General features: G+C 34.0%; 14 protein-coding genes. 1 reads left to right on the top strand and 13 read right to left on the bottom strand.

Features of this window, described 5'->3' with window-relative positions; all coding sequences use genetic code 11:
• Nucleotides 1-22 precede the first annotated feature (22 nt).
• The 8 genes from KW2_RS00065 to ychF form a co-directional block, all read right to left on the bottom strand.
• Nucleotides 23-292 carry an RNA-binding S4 domain-containing protein gene (locus KW2_RS00065; protein WP_011675089.1) on the bottom strand — a complete coding sequence of 90 codons (270 nt, stop codon included), beginning with the start codon at nt 290-292 and terminating at the stop codon, nt 23-25.
• A 316-nt stretch (nt 293-608) separates the two neighbouring features.
• Nucleotides 609-4151, bottom strand: coding sequence for a transcription-repair coupling factor (gene mfd, locus KW2_RS00060; RefSeq protein WP_021036502.1), 3543 nt, complete (start codon nt 4149-4151; stop codon nt 609-611).
• Nucleotides 4152-4718: an aminoacyl-tRNA hydrolase gene (gene pth / locus KW2_RS00055; protein ID WP_003132167.1), complete on the bottom strand. Its 567-nt coding sequence runs from the start codon at nt 4716-4718 to the stop codon at nt 4152-4154. It abuts the gene before it with no gap.
• Between the two features lie 3 nt (nt 4719-4721).
• Nucleotides 4722-5207: a P-loop NTPase family protein gene (locus KW2_RS00050; protein WP_021036501.1), complete on the bottom strand. Its 486-nt coding sequence runs from the start codon at nt 5205-5207 to the stop codon at nt 4722-4724.
• Nucleotides 5208-5514: 307 nt separating this feature from the next.
• Nucleotides 5515-6507 carry a cell surface protein gene (locus KW2_RS00045; RefSeq protein ID WP_244878740.1) on the bottom strand — a complete coding sequence of 331 codons (993 nt, stop codon included), beginning with the start codon at nt 6505-6507 and terminating at the stop codon, nt 5515-5517.
• Nucleotides 6476-6628 carry a hypothetical protein gene (locus tag KW2_RS12195; protein WP_219616998.1) on the bottom strand — a complete coding sequence of 51 codons (153 nt, stop codon included), beginning with the start codon at nt 6626-6628 and terminating at the stop codon, nt 6476-6478. Before KW2_RS12195 ends, KW2_RS00045 begins: the two co-directional genes overlap by 32 nt.
• Before the next feature lie 290 nt (nt 6629-6918).
• Nucleotides 6919-7242, bottom strand: a complete 324-nt coding sequence (locus KW2_RS00040; protein ID WP_021036499.1) for a helix-turn-helix domain-containing protein — start codon at nt 7240-7242, stop codon at nt 6919-6921.
• Nucleotides 7243-7353: 111 nt separating this feature from the next.
• Nucleotides 7354-8469, bottom strand: coding sequence for a redox-regulated ATPase YchF (ychF, locus tag KW2_RS00035; RefSeq protein ID WP_021036498.1), 1116 nt, complete (start codon nt 8467-8469; stop codon nt 7354-7356).
• A gap of 283 nt (nt 8470-8752) precedes the next feature.
• Between ychF and KW2_RS00030 the strand changes: the two genes are divergently transcribed.
• On the top strand, nt 8753-9310 hold the full coding sequence (locus tag KW2_RS00030; protein ID WP_021036497.1) for a helix-turn-helix domain-containing protein: 558 nt from the start codon (nt 8753-8755) through the stop codon (nt 9308-9310).
• Between the two features lie 7 nt (nt 9311-9317).
• On the opposite strand, the gene KW2_RS00025 is transcribed toward KW2_RS00030, so the two are convergent.
• From KW2_RS00025 to dnaA, 5 genes are all read right to left on the bottom strand, one after another.
• Nucleotides 9318-9518 carry a DUF951 domain-containing protein gene (locus KW2_RS00025; RefSeq protein WP_021036496.1) on the bottom strand — a complete coding sequence of 67 codons (201 nt, stop codon included), beginning with the start codon at nt 9516-9518 and terminating at the stop codon, nt 9318-9320.
• 34 nt (nt 9519-9552) lie between these two features.
• Nucleotides 9553-13164, bottom strand: coding sequence for a helicase-exonuclease AddAB subunit AddA (addA, locus tag KW2_RS00020; RefSeq protein ID WP_021036495.1), 3612 nt, complete (start codon nt 13162-13164; stop codon nt 9553-9555).
• On the bottom strand, nt 13157-16456 hold the full coding sequence (rexB, locus tag KW2_RS00015) for an ATP-dependent nuclease subunit B (protein WP_021036494.1): 3300 nt from the start codon (nt 16454-16456) through the stop codon (nt 13157-13159). The genes addA and rexB overlap by 8 nt, the downstream gene beginning before the upstream one ends.
• A gap of 105 nt (nt 16457-16561) precedes the next feature.
• Nucleotides 16562-17704 carry a DNA polymerase III subunit beta gene (gene dnaN / locus KW2_RS00010; protein WP_011834121.1) on the bottom strand — a complete coding sequence of 381 codons (1143 nt, stop codon included), beginning with the start codon at nt 17702-17704 and terminating at the stop codon, nt 16562-16564.
• Between the two features lie 156 nt (nt 17705-17860).
• Nucleotides 17861-19225 (bottom strand): chromosomal replication initiator protein DnaA, encoded by a 1365-nt coding sequence (gene dnaA, locus KW2_RS00005; RefSeq protein WP_011675078.1) that lies wholly within the window; start codon nt 19223-19225, stop codon nt 17861-17863.

Below are 19225 nucleotides of genomic sequence, written 5' to 3'. Positions count from 1 at the left end.
CCAATCCACTTTGTGATGATAATCATTCTATTTCTTCTGTTATGCGTGTTTCACTGATGAGTTCATACATTTTATCAGCATCTTCTTTACGTGTAAATTCTTTTAATTCAGTCACTCGAACTTCAACGATTTTATTTCCAAAACGGATTTCAATCGTATCATTGAATTTTACATCGGACGAAGATTTCGCTAACTTTCCATTAATTTTAATCCGACCTTTGTCGGCAACTTCTTTCGCAACTGGACGACGTTTAATCAAGCGCGAAACTTTTAAAAACTTATCTAATCTCATGGATAGATTATAACATATTTCATTTTGTTTGAAAATGCCTTTATTTATAATAATAAAGCTCTATCAGTAATGACAGAACTTTATTATTTTACTGACAGATTTATCAGTTCATTTTATTTACTATTTTTAGCCCTTAAGTTTTAAACTTTCAGCAGTTTTACTCTAATATTTCCCGTTATAAGTGAAAGGGAAAAAGAATTGTTCTCGATAAGGCCAGCAAGCCTCAGCAGATAATCTAAAATTAATGACAAATGCTTCAGATTTGGGAAAAAATGACTGATTATCCCAATATTATAAATATAAAAAAGAAAAATAATTAACGAATTTTATCATAACTATCTCTTATTGTTGATAATTCTTCTACAAAATTCATTATTTCACTCAAAAGCACAACGGAATTTCTATTTTCTATTTTCAAGCGGAAAGTCATTTTGCCATATTTTTCACCGACAGAAGCTTTCATGCTTGTTTTGGCCAAAGCCTTAAAATAATCTTGTGGATCATAGGTTGTATTAGCTACTTTTTCTAAAGTGACAGTTATTTCAAATCGAGATTTCTCAATTTTTTCGACTAGAGCATTGTCAGCAAAATGTTTTAATAAACCAATTTCCAGAAGATAAGCGACTTCATCTGGATATTCTCCAAAACGGTCAACCAATTCTTCTTGTAGTTCTTCATAAATCTCACGACTATCAATCTGACGAATTCGTTTATAAATTTCAATTTTTTGACGTTCATCAGAGATGTAATAGGCAGGAATAAAGGCATCCAATTCCAAAGAAATTTCCACATTTGAGGTCCGTTTTTGCTTACTTGTGCCAAGTTTGGTATGAATAGCCTCTTCTAAGAGTTGTGAATACAAATCAAAACCGACAGAATCAATAAATCCTGATTGTTCACTCCCAAGTAAATTACCAGCCCCACGGATAGACAAATCACGCATAGCAATCTTGAAACCTGAACCTAATTCAGAAAAGCCTTTAATTGCTTCTAAACGTTTTTCCGAAACTTCGGATAATATCTTTTCAGGTCGATACATAAAGTAAGCATAAGCCACCCGATTTGAACGTCCCACACGACCGCGCAGTTGATAAAGTTGTGACAAGCCCATCATATCCGCATTTTCGATGAAAAGTGTATTAGAATTTGGAATATCAACACCTGTTTCAATGATTGTTGTTGCAACAAGTACATCATAATCGCCAGCAATAAAGGCCAGTAAAGTATTTTCCAGCTGTACTTCGGTCATTTGACCATGTATAAAGCCAATTCTAGCTTCGGGGATTAATTCTTCTAATTGTGAAACCTTTTGCTCAATCGTGTCAACTCTATTGTAAACATAATAAACCTGTCCACCACGAGAGATTTCTCTCAAAATGGCATCACGAACCACACCGTAGTTTGTTTCCATGACATAGGTTTGAACAGGATAACGGTTGGTTGGTGGTGTTTCAATAACTGACAAATCACGAATTCCAAGCATTGACATATGGAGTGTCCTAGGAATAGGTGTTGCTGTCAATGTCAAAACATCAACTTGAGTTTTCAATTCTTTCAGACGCTCTTTATGCTTAACTCCAAAACGTTGTTCTTCATCAATAATCATCAAACCTAAATCAAAAAATTCAACATCTTTAGAAAGCAAACGGTGGGTTCCAATAATTAAATCAACTCGTCCTTTTTTCAATTTAGCTAGAATTTCAGTTTGTTGTGTTTTGGTTTGAAAACGACTGAGAACCTCAACATTCACTCCAAAGTTAATAAAACGTTCGGTAAAATTATTGAAATGCTGTTCAGCAAGGACTGTTGTTGGCACAAGGACCGCAACTTGTTTCCCATCATTTATAGCTTTGAAAGCTGCTCGCATCGCAACTTCTGTCTTACCAAAACCAACGTCACCGACTAACAAACGATCCATTGGGCGTTCAAGTTCCATATCATGCTTAATTTCATTGATTGAACGGATTTGGTCTTCCGTTTCAACATATGAAAAACCAGAATCAAATTCCTCTTGACTTGCATCGTCTGGTGAGAAGGCAAAACCTTTCTTGGCCTGACGTTCAGCATAAAGCTTAATCAAATCATCCGAAATATCTTCCACTTGCTTACTGACAGAAGACATGGTTTTACGCCAGCGCCCATCATTCAATTTGTTGATTTTAGGGCTTTTTCCTTCACCAGCTGTATACTTACTGAGTAAATCTAAGTGGTCAACTGGAACAGAAATTGTATCCCCATTTTGATATTGAATGGTCAGATAATCACGATGCATTCCTCCGACTTCAAGCGTTTGTAAACCTAAATATTTCCCAATCCCATGATTTTTATGGACAACAAAATCACCAACCGCAAGTTCATTATAATCTTTGAGTCTTTCAGCATTTGTAATATTTAGCTTGCGTGCCTTTTTCTTACGCATTTTACCAAATATTTCATGCTCAGTCATGACGACTAATTTTTCATCAAGGAAATTAAAACCATTGGATAATTGTAAATCAATCAGATTGACTTTACCCACTTGAATAGATTCTCTGTCAACCTCTTGTAAACTTAAATCTAATTCATGGAGTGATTTACGGAGCTTTTCTGATGATACAGCTAGAACAACTGTAAACTCTTGTTTGATAAATCGTTCAACTTCGGTGTAAAAAAGTTCTAATTGACCGAAAAATTGTTGCATTGAATGTTGTTTGAAATTATAAAGTTGTTCAAATCTGAGATTTCCAAGTCCTTTTTGGAAATTTGAAAAGAAGGTAGCAGGCTTATAATTTCTAACTTTTGCCATTGTATCTAGCAAATAAGTTTGCCCTTCAAACCCTCTTTCCATGGCCTTTTCAGATAAAATGAAATCTGCTAATTCCATTTCCAACTTATTATTCATTTCATTTACTTTTTGAAAATCATCAATAAATATTTGAACATTTTTTAGAAAATAATTTAAAAGTGAAGTTTTTTTATCATAAAAATACTCGGCAAATTTTCGTAAGTCTTTGTGATAATAGTGATTTTGAGCTGCCGAAATCACTTCTTCCATATATGATTTTGCTGACGGGTCTGTCATAGCGGAGCCGTTGCGAGCTTGCTCGCTTACGGATAGGCTAGTTTGGTCACCCAGCAAATTTGTCATTTCTGTCAGTGATTTTGCACCCTTATCAAACTCATTGTCAGTCAAAATAAAATCACTAGCCGGATAGATTTCCAAACGCTCAAGACTTGTCAGTGAACGTTGACTCTCTACATCAAATGAACGAATCGTATCAACTTCATCACCAAAAAACTCTAAACGGACTGGATTTTCCGCGTCCAAAGGATAAATATCAACGATATCTCCTCGCATTGAAAATTCACCCGGCGTCATCACGCGCTGTGTCTTTTCATAACCTGCCTTTGATAGTAAATTAACTAAATTTGATAAGTCATATTCATCTCCAGAGGTCAGTAAAAGGTAATTTTCTAAAAAGTTTTCGGGACTTGGTAAATAGCTTCGTAATGCCAAAAAAGGCACAACCAAAAATCCTGTTGCCCTTTCGTCAAGTAGGAAATTAAGTGCCTCAAGTCGGTAAGCAATGCGGTCTTTAGATGCTAGTGCAAACTCTGCATAGATATTATCATCAGAGAAAAATTGAAAAACTTTTTCTTCACCAAGCAAAGTTGACAGTTCATCATAAAGTTCATTCGCATGAAACTGGCTGTCAGTAACAATAATGTATTTGTCAGCAACATTTTCATAAGCATTCGCCATCACTAAGCTCTTTGCTGTTCCTGACAAACCTGTCAGTAAAGTTCGCTCACGCTTTGAAAATCCTTGTTGCCATTTTTGCAGTTGCCAATTTTGGTCAAAAAATTCAATAATATTCATTTAGTTAAATTTATTCATTGTCTTTTGAAAATCACCATTTTCAAGATAGAATTTCATTGCATCAACAGCTTTGAAAATTCCATCTTGAGCGATTTCCTTATCTTCATTGTCAAAACCAGAAAGCACATGATTTACCACCGTCATGCCATGCTTTGGACGGCCAATCCCAATTTTTACACGGTTGAATGTTTGACTTCCTACATGTGTAATAACTGATTTTATCCCATTTTGACCACCTGATGACCCTTTTTGTCTTAGACGCACGCGCCCAACTGGTGAATCCAAATCATCATGCATGACCGTTAAATCTGCTTCGTCTATATTATAATATTTCAAAAGTGGCGCCACTGCGCGACCTGATTCATTCATGAAAGTCAAAGGTTTCACGAGAAACAATTTTTCTCCATTCACAAATGTTGACGCGACAAGCGACATAAAAGGTTTTTCCTCTTTAAAATCTACATTTAGCTCTTTTGCCAGTAAATCAAGTGCCATAAAGCCCATGTTATGCTTCGTTTTTTCATATTTATCGCCTGGATTTCCCAAGCCAACAATCATTTTTGTCATTTTCTATTCTTTCTTCTCTATTTTTGAAAACTTTTTTATAAATTGCCGAATTTCTCTTTGATTTTTTAAAATAATAGTCTTTTTTTGTGCTTTTATCAATTCACTTCGGTCAATTTTTTGCCAAATAAACATCTGTCTTAACATCTGTAAACTTGGTCGATAAGTTGATTTCTCAAGTCCTATTTTTTGTTTTAAATATCTTTTAATCACTCGATATTTCAATAAAGTTTTAGGTAAATCCAAGTAAATAATCTTGTCAACTTTTGATAATAGCGGAATGAATTGCTCACGCAATGTATCCTCTATAATAAAATCGTTATTTTTAAAAATACACTCAATAGACTCGGAAATCTCTTTATCTGTTTGATGTCTTTCACCATCATGGACAACACTATCCAAGTGAAAGACACCTATTGAACTTTTTTCACTCAATTTCCTAGCTAAAGTTGATTTTCCAGAACCAACTGTCCCAACAATATAGATTTTCATTAGTTTAACCTACCAAAAATACTGACAGAATTGTCAGCTACGCTGACAATCCCTTTATTCACCGATAAAAAGCTCATTATTCAGTCGCTTTTTACTGACAGAATTGTCAGACTCGCTGACTAATCCTTTGTCTACCACTTTTTATCTATCAGTAAATATTTCAATAAAAGCCAAAAGGCCGATTCATAAAAATCAGCAATTAAGTTTATTATAACATGTTTATTTACCTAGAGGAGCAAAAAAAAGACTCAATATTTCTATTGAGTCTTTTACGTTTGCTCTATCTATGGCAATCACTCTACAGTAATTATCCACCATACCAAGCCGTTCCTTCATAGTGCCAACCCGCTCTAACAAGAGAGTCACGTTCCGCTGAACTTTGTGTATAAAAATGAGTTCCTACCGTCGCATTAGGATTGTAAAGACGATAAATAGGAGTTTCATTCGATGTACTTGAATAAAAAGCAATCCCCTCAGCACGCCAACCTAAAGAAACAAGATGCGATACTTCTGCTTGATTTTCTGTATAAAAATGTTCCCCAGCATTAGGATTATAAACACGATAAACTGCTTGATTATAGACTGTCTTTATTGGAGATTCTTCTGCGACGCCTTCATAGTTCCAGCCTGCCTTCACCAACGAATCACGCTCAAAGGAATTTTCAGTATAGAAATGTTCTCCTGAGTTAGGATTATACATGCGATAGAGTGGGACGGTATGCTCTTTGATTGTTACATAGAAAGTTTGATTGCTATATTTTGCATACATAAAATCAGGAGAACCATAGCTAGCAGGTGCAATATTTGTCCAAGCATCAGGATATTTACTAAGTAATTCTTTTTTGAAATCACTAGACAGCGTATAAGTCAATGCAACTGTAGCTGTTCCAGCTTTTTGAGCAGTATATTGACCAGCTTGTGTTAAAGCTATTGCTCCCGTGGATAGCGAGGGTAAGGTTGCCCCAATAAGATTATTCGTTGCTGTATTTTGATAAAAATTCACAGAACCTTTTGGCGTCATATTATAAATCGGCAAAACTTTAACTTGATTAAAAGTCCCACTTTCCCCAACATAAACACTTTTTGAAACCTTTGAAATATCATAAAAGGGGCTATTTAAATAAAAACCACTGTCCTTATTGTAAACTTCAGTAAAACTTTCACCTGTATCTAATGACTTTGTTGATGCCTGAGCAGATAGATTTTCTTTGAAACAAACAAGGATCAAAATTACTAACGGAATTGTTGAAATCATTATTTTTTTATTTTTAGCTAAGACCATACCATGCCACTCCTTCATATTTCCATCCTGATTTTACAAGACTATTCTTTTCTGCCAGACTCGTTGTATAAAAGTGTGAACCAACTTTTGCATTTGGGTTATAGAGCCGATATAAAGCCTGACTATTTGAATAGAAAATTTTTCAAATTAACTTCATCTTTATTTGTTATATTCACTTAATCAAATTGATGAGATAATAATTTTATTCATCATTTTTTTTGCGCTAATTTGAGCGCGTGTAAACTTCTATTTACATTATTACACCTCCTTCTTAACAGAAAATGTTTCCGTTTTCTTATAGTTATACTCTTACGTAACCTTTATATCAATAAAAAGTTTTGTTTTTTCAATTATTGTAATATTAAGCGAGGTACGGTATTTTATAGCGAACAAAAAGACCCAATATTTCTATCGAGTCGTTCATTATTATCAAAACAAATGTAAAACAAATTTCAAAATAAAAAGTAAGGGAACAATAAAACCCCAACCAACCTTATAAATTAACTTTAAGGTCCGTTTGTCATCAATTTCATGTTTTACTTTTTCTTCCATTTTTTTGTCACCTTTGAGCAACGTGTCCAAAGAACAATCGAAAATTTCACTGAGTAAGATAAGTTGGTCTGTGGTGGGAAGTGATTTTCCTGTCTCCCATTTTGAGATAGATTGACGAGAGATGTGTAGTTCCTTTGCTAACTCTTCCTGACTGAGATTTTTGAGTTTACGATTTTCTTTGATTATTTCGGATATTCCCATGTTGCCTTCCTTTCATGCTTTAAGACTATCGCATTTTTTTGTTTGACTCAAGCATTTTTAGGTTGCAAAAATGCACCGATTCGGTGCATTTCATCATTTCATTTACAAGGTTTACACGTTGAAACGGAATTCCATAATGTCGCCATCTTGACCAACATATTCTTTTCCTTCTTCACGCAAACGACCTGCTTCACGTACCGCTTTCTCTGAGCCGTATTTAAGCAAATCATCATAAGACATGGTCACTGCACGGATAAAGCCTTTTTCAAAGTCTGTATGGATAATTCCTGCCATTTGTGGAGCTTTCATTCCACGTTTGAAGGTCCATGCACGCACTTCTTTTTCTCCAGCTGTAAAGTAAGTCGCCAGACCAAGAAGGTGATAAGCTGCACGAGTCAACATGTCAACCCCAGACTCTTTTAAGCCAATTGCTTCCAAGAATTCTGCTTTTTCATCATCTTCCAATTCTGAGATTTCTTCTTCAACACGAGCAGAAATTACCGCAACTTCAGCATTTTCAGTCGCCGCAAACTCACGAATTTGTTTCACGTATTCAATATTATCAGGTTCGCCAACTTCATCTTCTGAAACATTGGCCACATAAAGGACTGGTTTACTTGTCAACAAGAATAAACTTTTAAGAACCTTTGTTTCATCTTCATCAAAGTCAATTGTTCGCGCTGATTTTCCGTCTTCAAGAACAGGTTTGAGTTTTTTCAAAACATTAAATTCTGCGACCGCATCTTTATCTTTTGCTGTGCGAGCAATTTTTTCTACACGCGCATAACGTTTATTGACTGATTCTAAATCGGCCAAAATTAATTCTAGGTTAATCGTTTCAATATCAGCCATTGGGTCAATAAAGGCATCTTCACGATTATTTTCACGCATAACGTTTTCATCATCAAAAGCTCGAACAACGTGAATAATTGCATCTACTTCACGAATATTAGCCAAGAATTTATTTCCCAAACCTTCTCCTCGAGAAGCTCCTTTTACAATCCCTGCAATATCAGTAAATTCAAAAGTTGTTGGAACAGTTTTTTTAGGTTTAATCAACTCTGTTAACTTGTTCAAACGTTCATCTGGTACCTCTACCATCCCAACATTTGGGTCAATTGTTGCGAAAGGATAGTTTGCAGCTTCCGCGCCTGCTTTTGTAATTGCATTAAAAAGTGTTGATTTCCCAACGTTTGGTAAACCAACGATACCTGCTGTTAAAGCCATGTTTTATATTCTCCAAAATTAAGATTAATTAGTACTAATTATACTGTAAATCACTCAAAAAGACAATAATGGCTCAGAAAATACCAGATAATCACTACGTTTACAAGTTTACAGAGCAGTTGTAAATAAGAAATGTTATTGTAGAATCCCTTTAGTTTAAAGGATTGCCACAAAATGTTACCCTAAAATCCCACTTCTGTTCTTGCTTTTAGCTTAGCTTTAGTTGATAATTAAATCAGAAACAAATCACTAAATTAAAATAGTCGTGTTTAAAGGAGATAAAATGCTCGGAGAAAATCTACAGAAAGCTCGTCTTTCTAAAAACCTCACTCAAGAGGAAGTCGCAAAAGAACTATACTTTAGTCGTCAAGCGATTTCCCGTTGGGAATCTAACAAAACTGAACCAAATTTTGAAACATTAATTGCCTTAGCTGATTTATATGATTCAGACTTATTGGCTTTTTCACAAGGAATTGAACCTCAAAAAAGAAAAAAACATATCAATCTTTTTGCTGGCTTTGGCTTAGTCTTTTTTAACTTCGTTCTTGGTTTCTGGCTGATAATTACTACTGCTTTGCTTCTCTTGGCTCTTTACGGTCTTATTTTAGCCATATTCCTAGCTCCATTTATCATGATTTTTGCTCTTGTTACACACAATCCACATATTACCTTTGGCAATGCAAATGGAGCAACAGGTTTTGACTGGTGGTATTGGTTAGTTGCGATTATCGCTTGTTCACTGATGGTTCTTGTTAGTCCATTTATTTGGCGATTTACAAAATTACTATATTTTTGGCTCCTTAAATATCTCAAGTTTAATCTCAAATCAGTTTATAATTAAAAAGTGCTCACTTGAGCACTTTTTTTATTTTTTTATTGAAGTCAAAACGACTCATCATCACTTCATGGTTACAGTTTGTACATTTAATTTTGATATCAGCCCCAAGCCTTGTAATTTCCCAAGCATTGGCTTTTTTTCCAGTTGCTTTGACTGTACAGGCATGAGGTTTTTTCATTTCGACAATTGAGCCTATTTCGTAATCTAGCATTGTTTTTCCTCCCCAGCAGCTACTTTTTATCTTTCTAGTCATCTAGTTTTTCAACAAAAACTTTTCTGGGTCCTCCTAATAAAACCAGGTACTTGTCAATTTGGTTGACATGATATGCTTTTTGAAGGGCCTCACTGTAAAGATTCATTTGATCTTTATAACGCTCTTTTATTTCGGAAATTGCTGACACATTTGTAAATCTGTCCGTTTTATAATCAAATAAGATAATCTTGTCAGCAAGTTTCACAAAACCATCACAAATTCCTCGAACAATATATTGTTCTTTGGCAAATTCATCAGTTCTCAACATTGAAAATGGAGCTTCTTTGACTGTTTTATCCACATTCTCTGATAAAAATTGTCCAAATTCAGTATCAAATAAAGTTAGAATTTTAGTGATATCAATTTGATTTTTTATTTTTTCATCAAATCCCATCTCATCAAGAGTTGCTTGAAAACTAAATAAATCGGCTTGAGAAAAATCAGCATATTGCATAAAGCTGTGTGTTGCTGAACCCATTTCTGCAGCAGTAATTTTCTTAGGTCCAAAATCAGAAAAATCCAAGTTTTTTACTCGAACAAACTCACTGACTGGTTGAACTTCACCTACCTGTAACTGCTTCTCGTAGCTGCGTTTTTTTACCTGACTTGGCGTTTGAATGCTTGAAAGTTCTGTGGCAGCTTGATGAGGATACTGATAATTCATGATTTTCTGTGCTTCTTTAATTTCATCAGAAAATGACATGATATTATCAAATTTTTCTGATTCTTCGACCAATTTTTTGAAATCAGGTTGACTTGTAAATTCAAGTTTCTCTGTTTCTAATTCGTCTTTTGTGTAAACATTGAGTTTCATTGGAAGTTTTGTAGCATTTTGAAGAGCCAATATCCAGTGTTGAAAACCACGACTTGAATTGCGGAACTTATCAGATAGAATTTTTCCTTCCAAAGTAGCAGCATCATAAAGTTCAAGTCCTGCTTTTTTATCTGTATCCTTAATTTTTCCGACAAGATAGAGTTTTTTCTTTGCACGAGTAAAAGCGACATAAAGCACTCGCATTTCCTCTGAAAGTGCGGCTCTTTGTTTTAAGTCTTTATTTACCATGTAGGGAAATGTTTCCATTTTTACCAGGGCATAAGGAAAATCTGTAATGACATCAGGTTCTGCTTTCAAATCTGCAATATATTTCATACCCAAACCATGCTCGCGGCTTAAAATGACATCTTCTTTCAGGTCACGATCATTGAAACGAGACTGTAAGTTCATCAAGAAAACATAATCAAATTCAAGTCCCTTAGATTTATGAAAAGTCATGACACGAACAGCATTTTGAGGAAGTTTAATATTGACAGAAGCTAGGTCATTATTTTGTTCCATAAATTTATTGATAAGTCTTACAAATTTAAATAAGCCTTTGTAACCGGAACTTTCATAGGATTCTGCCCGAACAGAGAGAGCTTGTAAATTTGCCTGCCGCATTTCCCCATTTTTCAAAGCTCCTACATAATCAAAATAATAGGTTTCTGTATAAATTTTCCAAAGTAAGCGATGAATTGGAATTTTGTTGACAAGTTTACGCCACTCTGTAAATTTTTGATTGAATGCTTTCAATTTTTGTTCTAATGACAAATTTATAAGTTCAGGATTTTTTCCTTCTTTTTTTAATGACAAGAGAATTTTATCCCAAAAACGAAGGTCACGGCTTCCTTGAACACTGATGCGAGTCAATTCATCTTCATTAAAACCAAACAAAGGAGACCTCAGCATCGCAACCAAAGATAAATCATAGAGTGGATTATCAATTGCTCTCAAGACATCCAGCATGATTAAAACTTCCATTGATTTCAAAAAATCAACTCGTCCTTCGTCAAGAACAACTGGGATATCATAACTGAGTAGAATATCCTCAATCTTATTATTATTAGATTTAGAACGGACTAAAATTGCGATATCTTTTGGTTCAACTCCAGATTCAATCAGTTTCTTTATTTCTTGTGCTGCCCCTTTGATTTCTCCATCCGAAATTTTTACTTCCGAGTCTTCTATTTCTTCCTCGCTTGTATTCTCTTTATACAAAAGAAGCTCTGGATAAAAATCTTTCTCCGCTTCCACTGGATAATCAGAAATATTCCCCTGAACTAAGACCTCTTCTTTTCCATAAGTCATTTCACCTAATTTTTCATCCATTAGGTGTTTAAAGATGTCATTTGTGAAATTTAAAACCTCACCCCGTGAGCGAAAATTTTCTTTCAAGCGAATCAGTTGATTAGGATTTTCTGCTTGATCATAACTTTTATATTTTTCTAAAAATAGACCTGGGTCAGCTAGGCGGAAACCATAAATCGACTGTTTAATATCCCCTACCATAAAAAGATTATGGCCATTAGAAAGAAGTTCGAGCATTCGTTCTTGTGTATGGCTAGTATCCTGATACTCATCAATCATGATTTCATCATAATGCTCGCGTAAATTTTCACGAATATCTGGATTTTCTTCTAAAATTTCAATGGCAAAATGAGCAATATCAGAATACTCAAAGGCATTTTCATTTTTCTTACGCTCTAGATAAGTTTTATAAAACTCAATAATGAATTTTTGTAAATCACTGGCAATTTCAAAAGCTTGTTTTTGATATTTTTCAATTAATTGGCCATGTTTGATTTTATCAACAAACTTCCGAAGTTCTCCGGGTTTTGATTTTGAACCTACTAAATCTTGTTTTTGAGCTGAAAAATCTTTTTTTAAGGCAGAAAGTACTTCATCTTTTGAAGAACCGACGCGAATATCAGTATCTATTGATAAAAATAATGCTGTGAAAGTTACAAAATCTTTTTTACTTATTGCTTCTAAAAGTTCATTTTTATTATCTAAAATTAGATTTGCCTTATCACGACCAGCTCCTTTTTTAGCAATCACACCATTGGTCAGTGAATTTTCTAACAGCTCAAAAAATGTCAGTAAATTTTCTTTTACATTCACTGTAAAATCTTCCGATAAGTCTGTCAGTGATTTATAAGTCTCAAAACCTTTTAAAAATTGATTTTCTAACCAACTTATTGGATTTTCAGTTGCAGAAGCAAAACGATAAATAGTGTAAACTACCTTCTGAAACCCAAGAATATTCCTGTCCTTAGAGAAATTTTTTATCAATTTTTCAAATTTTTCTTTTGAAATATTTAAGCTTTCATCAGCTGATAAATAAGACTCAACCAATTGTTCAAAAACTTCTTGTCTAATCAAGTCGCTTTCTGTTTGGTCAGCCAATATTCGAAAATTTGGATCAATATTTACACGGTTAAAATTAGCTTTTGTCAATCTTTGAGTAAAACTATCCATTGTTCCAATATCTGCGTTTGAAAGATTCTGTAAAGCAAGTGTCAATCTGTGAGCTTCTTCATCATCAGAACTTTCTTGACGCGCTTTTTTCAAATCTCTTTCAAGTCGCATTCGCAACTCACTAGCCGCTTTTTTAGTGAAAGTTGAAATAAAAAGTCGATCAATTTCAATACCTTGTTTGACTTTTTCAACAATTCTTTGCGCCATAACAAAAGTTTTTCCGGACCCAGCACTAGCTGAGACTAATATATTTTTACCTGAACTATGAATGGCTTCATTTTGTTCCGGAGTTAATTTTACTTCACTCATCTCGCCCTTCTCCTTTTAATTCTGCTAGGATTTCTGCTTGGGATTTTTGTCCGATTTCACGGCTGTGCTCATTCATATGAATATTTGCTTCAAATCGACAAATCGATTTGAGAGGACAATATCGACAGCCACGGACATTACCAGACTGATCAATTCCTTCGGAGCGTTTCATTATTGGATTGATTGCAATTTTTCCTTTTTTCAATCGCTGACCAGCTGCCCGGTAATGTTCCTCATTTAATTTTAAAAGTTGCTCAAATTCTTCTTCATTATAAATATTAGTCTTTTTTAAAGCAATATTTTCAATACCTTTTATTTGCTCAGCTGCATCTTCTAATACTAATCCATCATAACGCATTGATTCTTTCAAAATGTTAGCAATTTCCGACAACTGATTGATTTCTGATAAGTTAATTGGTTGATTTTTAAATTGTAAATAAAGAGCACCCCAGATTTTTTGATTAGGAAAAGCTTGTTTTATCACATCTAAATAGGTCATAAATTGTAAACTTAGTCCATCATAAGCCTCTTGCAATTTAAATGAATGAGCACTTGATTTATAGTCAATCGCCCCTAAGTAATCTGTAGAAAGTTGGTCAAGACGGTCAATTCTTCCTCGTAAATAAATATCATCAACTGAAAAATTTCCTAACTCACTTTTAGGTAAACCAAAACTACTTTCTGTCAGTAAAGTTTTTAGTTCATCAGTAGAAACGGTTGCTTTCAAAACAGTCGCCGTTTGTCTGACAATCTCTTCTAAATTACTCCAAGTAAATCTTGCCGTTGCATCTTGTGTAAAATAGCGTGAATAGTTTTTGTCAACTTCTTGTAAAACAAGTGTCAACTTTTCATCAAAATTTTCTGCTGATAAGTCAGTCTCTTTCATGACTTTTTCAAAAACTTCATGGAAAAAATTCCCAACAATTTTAGAATTAATATCAATATTTTCAAAAGTTTCCAGACTTAGTGTATTCTCTAAAAAGTACTGATATTCACAATTGTAAAAACGTTCAAAAGAACTGACAGAAGCATAAATTTTATCACCATAAATTTGTTCAAGTGTGTCTGGAGCCAAGTTTACAGTGTCAATATCTTTAGCTAAATCGAGTAATATTTTTTGAAAATCAGCATTTGATTTCACTAATATCCGAAAAATACTAGACCAAAAAACTCGCTTATCCTCACTGGTTTCCTCAGATTCAACTAATTCACGTTCAATTTGTCCAATCATGGCAATGACTGAACGGCTATTTCCAATATGTTCTAGACTTTCAAAAAGATTAACTCCTTGAATTTTTTGAAGGATTTTTTCATCAGCATTTTTTAGAAATAATTGAAAAACTGGAGAAAATTCTCCCTGTTCATTGGCCATAATCTGTGGCATTGATAAAACTAAACTCTCTTTTGCCGAGTTAATTAAAGACAAGACTGTAAACTGATTTTTTTGATAGTTGGCAACATTAAGTTGCTCAATAAATTGATTTTCAGCAGTTGTCTGATTAATTTCTAATCGCTCTTCATCTGATAAGAGCGTCGAATTTTTCTTTATTCGAGGGAAATTCGTTTGACTTAAACCAATAGCATAAATATACTTATTTGTTTTGGGTTCAACAAGTTCATAGTCTTTAACATTAACAACATCAACATTTGCTGGAATTTGACGATATTTTGCATTTTTCAAACCAGCCAATAAGATATCTAAAAACTCTACACTTTTCAATTTCTCATCAGAAAAAACAGCTAAGAACTCATTCAGCGTTGAAATTAACATTTGCCAGACTTGTTCATGTTTATCAGCCATTTGATGTTTATTTTGTAATTCGGCAGCGGAAAAATAGGCATTCATATTTGCCATTACATTTCCATTTTCAAGTAAACCTTGTAAATCAGAAACCCATTTTTTTCCTGTTTTTTGTCGATTATTCCCTAAAAATACTTGTAAAGGAGATTCACTTCCAAGTAGTTTTTCCCGCATTTCATTAACTAATTCAATTTGAGAAAATTCACTTTCAATAAATTCTTCTGTAAATTTCTTGCGACCTGAAATTTTATACTTTTGAACATAGTATTCAAAGTAATCAATAACTTCTTCATCAAGGTTGACATCTGTGTAAACTTTACTTTTTAAAAGATTGACAACATCATCCGTTCGATAATTATTTTTTTTGATGGCAAATAGACTTTCAAAAAAGATCACTAAAGGATGCTGGCTCATGGATTCTTCTTGAGCATAGAAAAATGGAATCTCATAGAGATCAAAAATTTCTTTCAAAGTAATCTCATAAGCTGCTGGATCACCGACTAAAACAGTAAAATCTTTGAAAAAAGCCCCTTGGCTGATTTTTTGTCTAATTTCCTTAGCCACTCGTTCAATTTCAACTTTTTGATTTTCAGCTTCCCAAATTCTAAAATATTTTTCATCTTCTGCTTTTAATTCAATTTTTTCATCAGTAATAACAAAACGAGAATCTAAATCAAGAATTCTTGTCAACTTACTGTAAACTTCATTGACAGATGAAGAAGCTATTTTTCTTAATTCTACTGGAAATTTATTTCGAAAGCGAGTAATCATCTGACTCGTTCCCACGTAAATTGTCTCCGAACCAGCTGTCAGTGAATTTTCATCACTATAAGTTCCAACAACAAAGCGGCCAACTTTCTCTTGAATACTTTCAATAAATAACTCTTCTTCCGCAGAAAATCGAGTATAACCATCAATGATAATTGTTACATCTTTAAGCTGCTGATCAAATTCTCCATCAGCAAGTTGATTTGTAAAATCTCCAAATTCTGAGTAATTCGCATATTCCACAGATAATTCAGCTTCAAATTTTGCTAGAATTTTTTTCAATTCTTGATTCTTAGGATTATCTGGCAAATTTTCTACTGACAGATTTGCTGTCAGTAATTCTGCTCTCAATTGAATCAGCATCTCTAAAAATCCGGCTGAATCCTGCAATGAAAAATAAAGCGGAATTTCATCTTTTTTAAAACTTCTCAAAACACGCCGAAAAAGCATCGAAAGCCCCACCGTGCCTAACTCTGTTTTCATTGTTGCTTTTTCACGCTTGTCAAAGTAATAAGGCAGTTGTTTAAACCGCGTAACAAGTAAATCAAAAACTGCTGTATCACTCCCTTTTGCTAAGCGTTCTAATATTTCTTTCTCCTTCTCAAATGACATTGAAGAAGGCACAATGTAGTAAACTTTCCGATTTTTTTCAAGTTCTTCAAGAGCAATTTCTAATAATCCCTCCGTCAAATCTTGTGTAATTTCAGTATATAAAATTTCCATAAAAAATAGACCTAACTTTCGTTAAGTCCATTATAACAAAATCTAAATTTACTGACAGACATTTTCGTCAGTAAATCTAAGCTGACAAAAGAGCTGTCAGTAAAATTAATTTGTACGTACTGGTGTAATCAATTGAACAAATCCAGATTCTTCATTCCGTGGTTGCAAAGTGAACGGACGAACGTTAGAAATGAAACGAATTCGTACTTCTGGTGCTTTAATCACTTTCAAAGCATCAATCAAATACTCAGGATTGAAACTGATAGATAAATCATTACCTTCTTTTGATAAGGCTGTCAGTTCTTCATGAACAGAACCTACTTCAGGAGAGTTTGCTGTGGTTACGACAGAATCACCTGAAACAGTCAATTTTACTGTTCCGTTGGTTGTCATTACTGTCAATAAACGTGCACGATCCATTGTATGACGCAATTGCGCAGCATCAAAAACCAAATCTAAAGTATAATCGGCTTCATTTGGAATCAAACGATTAGTATCAGGATAAGAACCCTCAATCAAACGACTATAATAACTAATTGTTTCATTTTGGAAAAGCATTTGGCTTCCACTGATGAAAATTTCAATCTCTTCTTCATCATTTGTGAAAACATTTTTAAAACTATTAATTGATTTACTTGGTAAAATTACATCAAATTTTAAGTCTGTATCTTCTAAAGGCAATAAACGTTGGCTCATTCGATGTGAGTCAGTTGCTACAGCTTTTAATTCACCCGTTGACAAAGTTTCTAAGTGTACCCCTGTGAAAATTGGACGATTTTCTTGAGTACTTACAGCAAAAACAGTCTCTGTGAAAATTTCTTTCAAAACTTTCACTTTCATTTTTAAAGAAGAACCTTCAGAGATTTCTTGTAAATGCGGATAAATTTCAGAATCTAAACCTTTTAAAGTAATTTCTGATTTACCAGAAGTCAACAAAACTTGTTTTTGTTCTTTTTCAATAAATTCCAAAGTAACTTCAGGAAGTTGACTTACTACATTTTCAAAGAAAGCAGCTTCTAATAAGACAGAACCAGTTCCTGAAATAAGCATACTTGCATCTTTATTATCAGCTGGTAAAAAGTTTTTAATTGAAATTTGACCATTTGAACCAATTAAGGTAATTCCTTTTTCTTCAACTTCAATTTTTAACTTTGTTAAAGCAGGAATTGTAACTTTAGAACCAATTGCTTGTTTGGTAATTTTCAAAGCATTTTGAAAGGCAGTTTTATTAATTGAAAATTTAATCATGATATTCCTTTATAATTTCTTTTTATAAATATAATAGTAATAGTAGTAGGTCCTGTGGATAATCTGTATAAGACAAACCCTCTTAGAGGCGTAAGGTTTTCCCCTGTGGATAATTAAAGAATAAGGCTTTTATAAGTCCGTAAGTTTTCCACAGTTCTAAAATTTACGCTTAATGCTATCAATATCTTTTTGGACATCCATATCATTTTTCATTTTATCTGAAATTTGCTTATAAGCATACATTACTGTTGTATGGTCACGACCTCCAAAAGCAGTTCCAATTGCTGGAAGGCTCGTACCTAAAAGTTCTCTGACAAGATACATTGCAATTTGTCTAGGAAAAGCAATCTCTTTAGGACGTTTAGGTCCGACAAGGTCGGAAAATGAAATATGATAATAATTTGCAACTTCATCTTGTATTTTTTTTATAGTCAGATTTGATAGGGATTGTTGAGTTGCATTTTTTAAGGAACGAAGAGCCTGACTCGCTGTCTCAATATCAACTATTGAAATCCCATTAGCACGAGCCACAAATTCTACTCGATTAAGAGCCCCTTCAAGTTCACGGACGTTTGAGTCGATTTGACCAGCAATATAAGATAAAGTCTCACTAGGAAATTCTAAATGGCTTGATTCTGATTTTATCAGTAGAATAGCCATCCGTGTTTCATAGTCAGGGGCTGTAATATCAGTAGTCAAGCCCCAAGAGAAGCGTGAAACCAAACGATCTTCCAAGTTATTTAATTCTTGAGGAATGCGATCAGAAGTCAAAACAATCTGAGAGCCTTTATCGTAGAGTGCATTAAAAGTATTGAAAAATTCGTTTTTCGTACCTTCTTTATCACTGAAAAATTGAACATCATCTAATAGAAGTAAGTCTAAGTTACGATAAGTATTCTCAAAACTTTCCATCTGATTTTTACGTGTTGCATTAACATAATCGTTAACGAAATTCTCTGACGAAACATATTTGATTCGAGCTGTAGGATTATCAGTTAAAATCTGATTCCCAATTGCATGCATCAAATGGGTTTTACCTAAACCAGCGCCACCATAGATAAACAAGGGATTGTAAGTATCACCAGGTTTATCAGCAACAGCAATTGCAGCGGCTAAAGTCCAACGGTTACCAGGACCTTGGACAAAGTTTTCAAAATTATATTTCTCATTAAGTCCACTAACCAAAGGGGAAGTAGGCTTGGCAACGGAAAGAGGTTCATCAACCGGTGATTGATTATTTAAACGACGTAGTTCAATATCAGTAAGTTCATCATTCGCATAAAGTTCATAATCAATCATCCGACCAAAGACTTCAAATCCTGCCGTTGTGATCAAATCGGACTGTTTTTTCCAATAATCTTTTTTCATTCCACTATCAAGCAAGATATTGGCAGTATCTTGCTCGACAGACATTAATTGAGCAGGCTCAATAAAAAAATCATAAGCTTGTTTACCGATACTCTGCCTAGCCAGCTCGGTTACACGGGCCCAAAATTTTTGATTTTCATTAAGGGATGCCAT

This window comes from Lactococcus cremoris subsp. cremoris KW2 (assembly GCF_000468955.1).
In the GTDB taxonomy this organism is placed as follows: Bacteria; Bacillota; Bacilli; order Lactobacillales; family Streptococcaceae; genus Lactococcus; species Lactococcus cremoris.
Note: the sequence above shows the minus strand (reverse complement) of the source record. Positions and strands in the feature narration are given on the sequence as shown.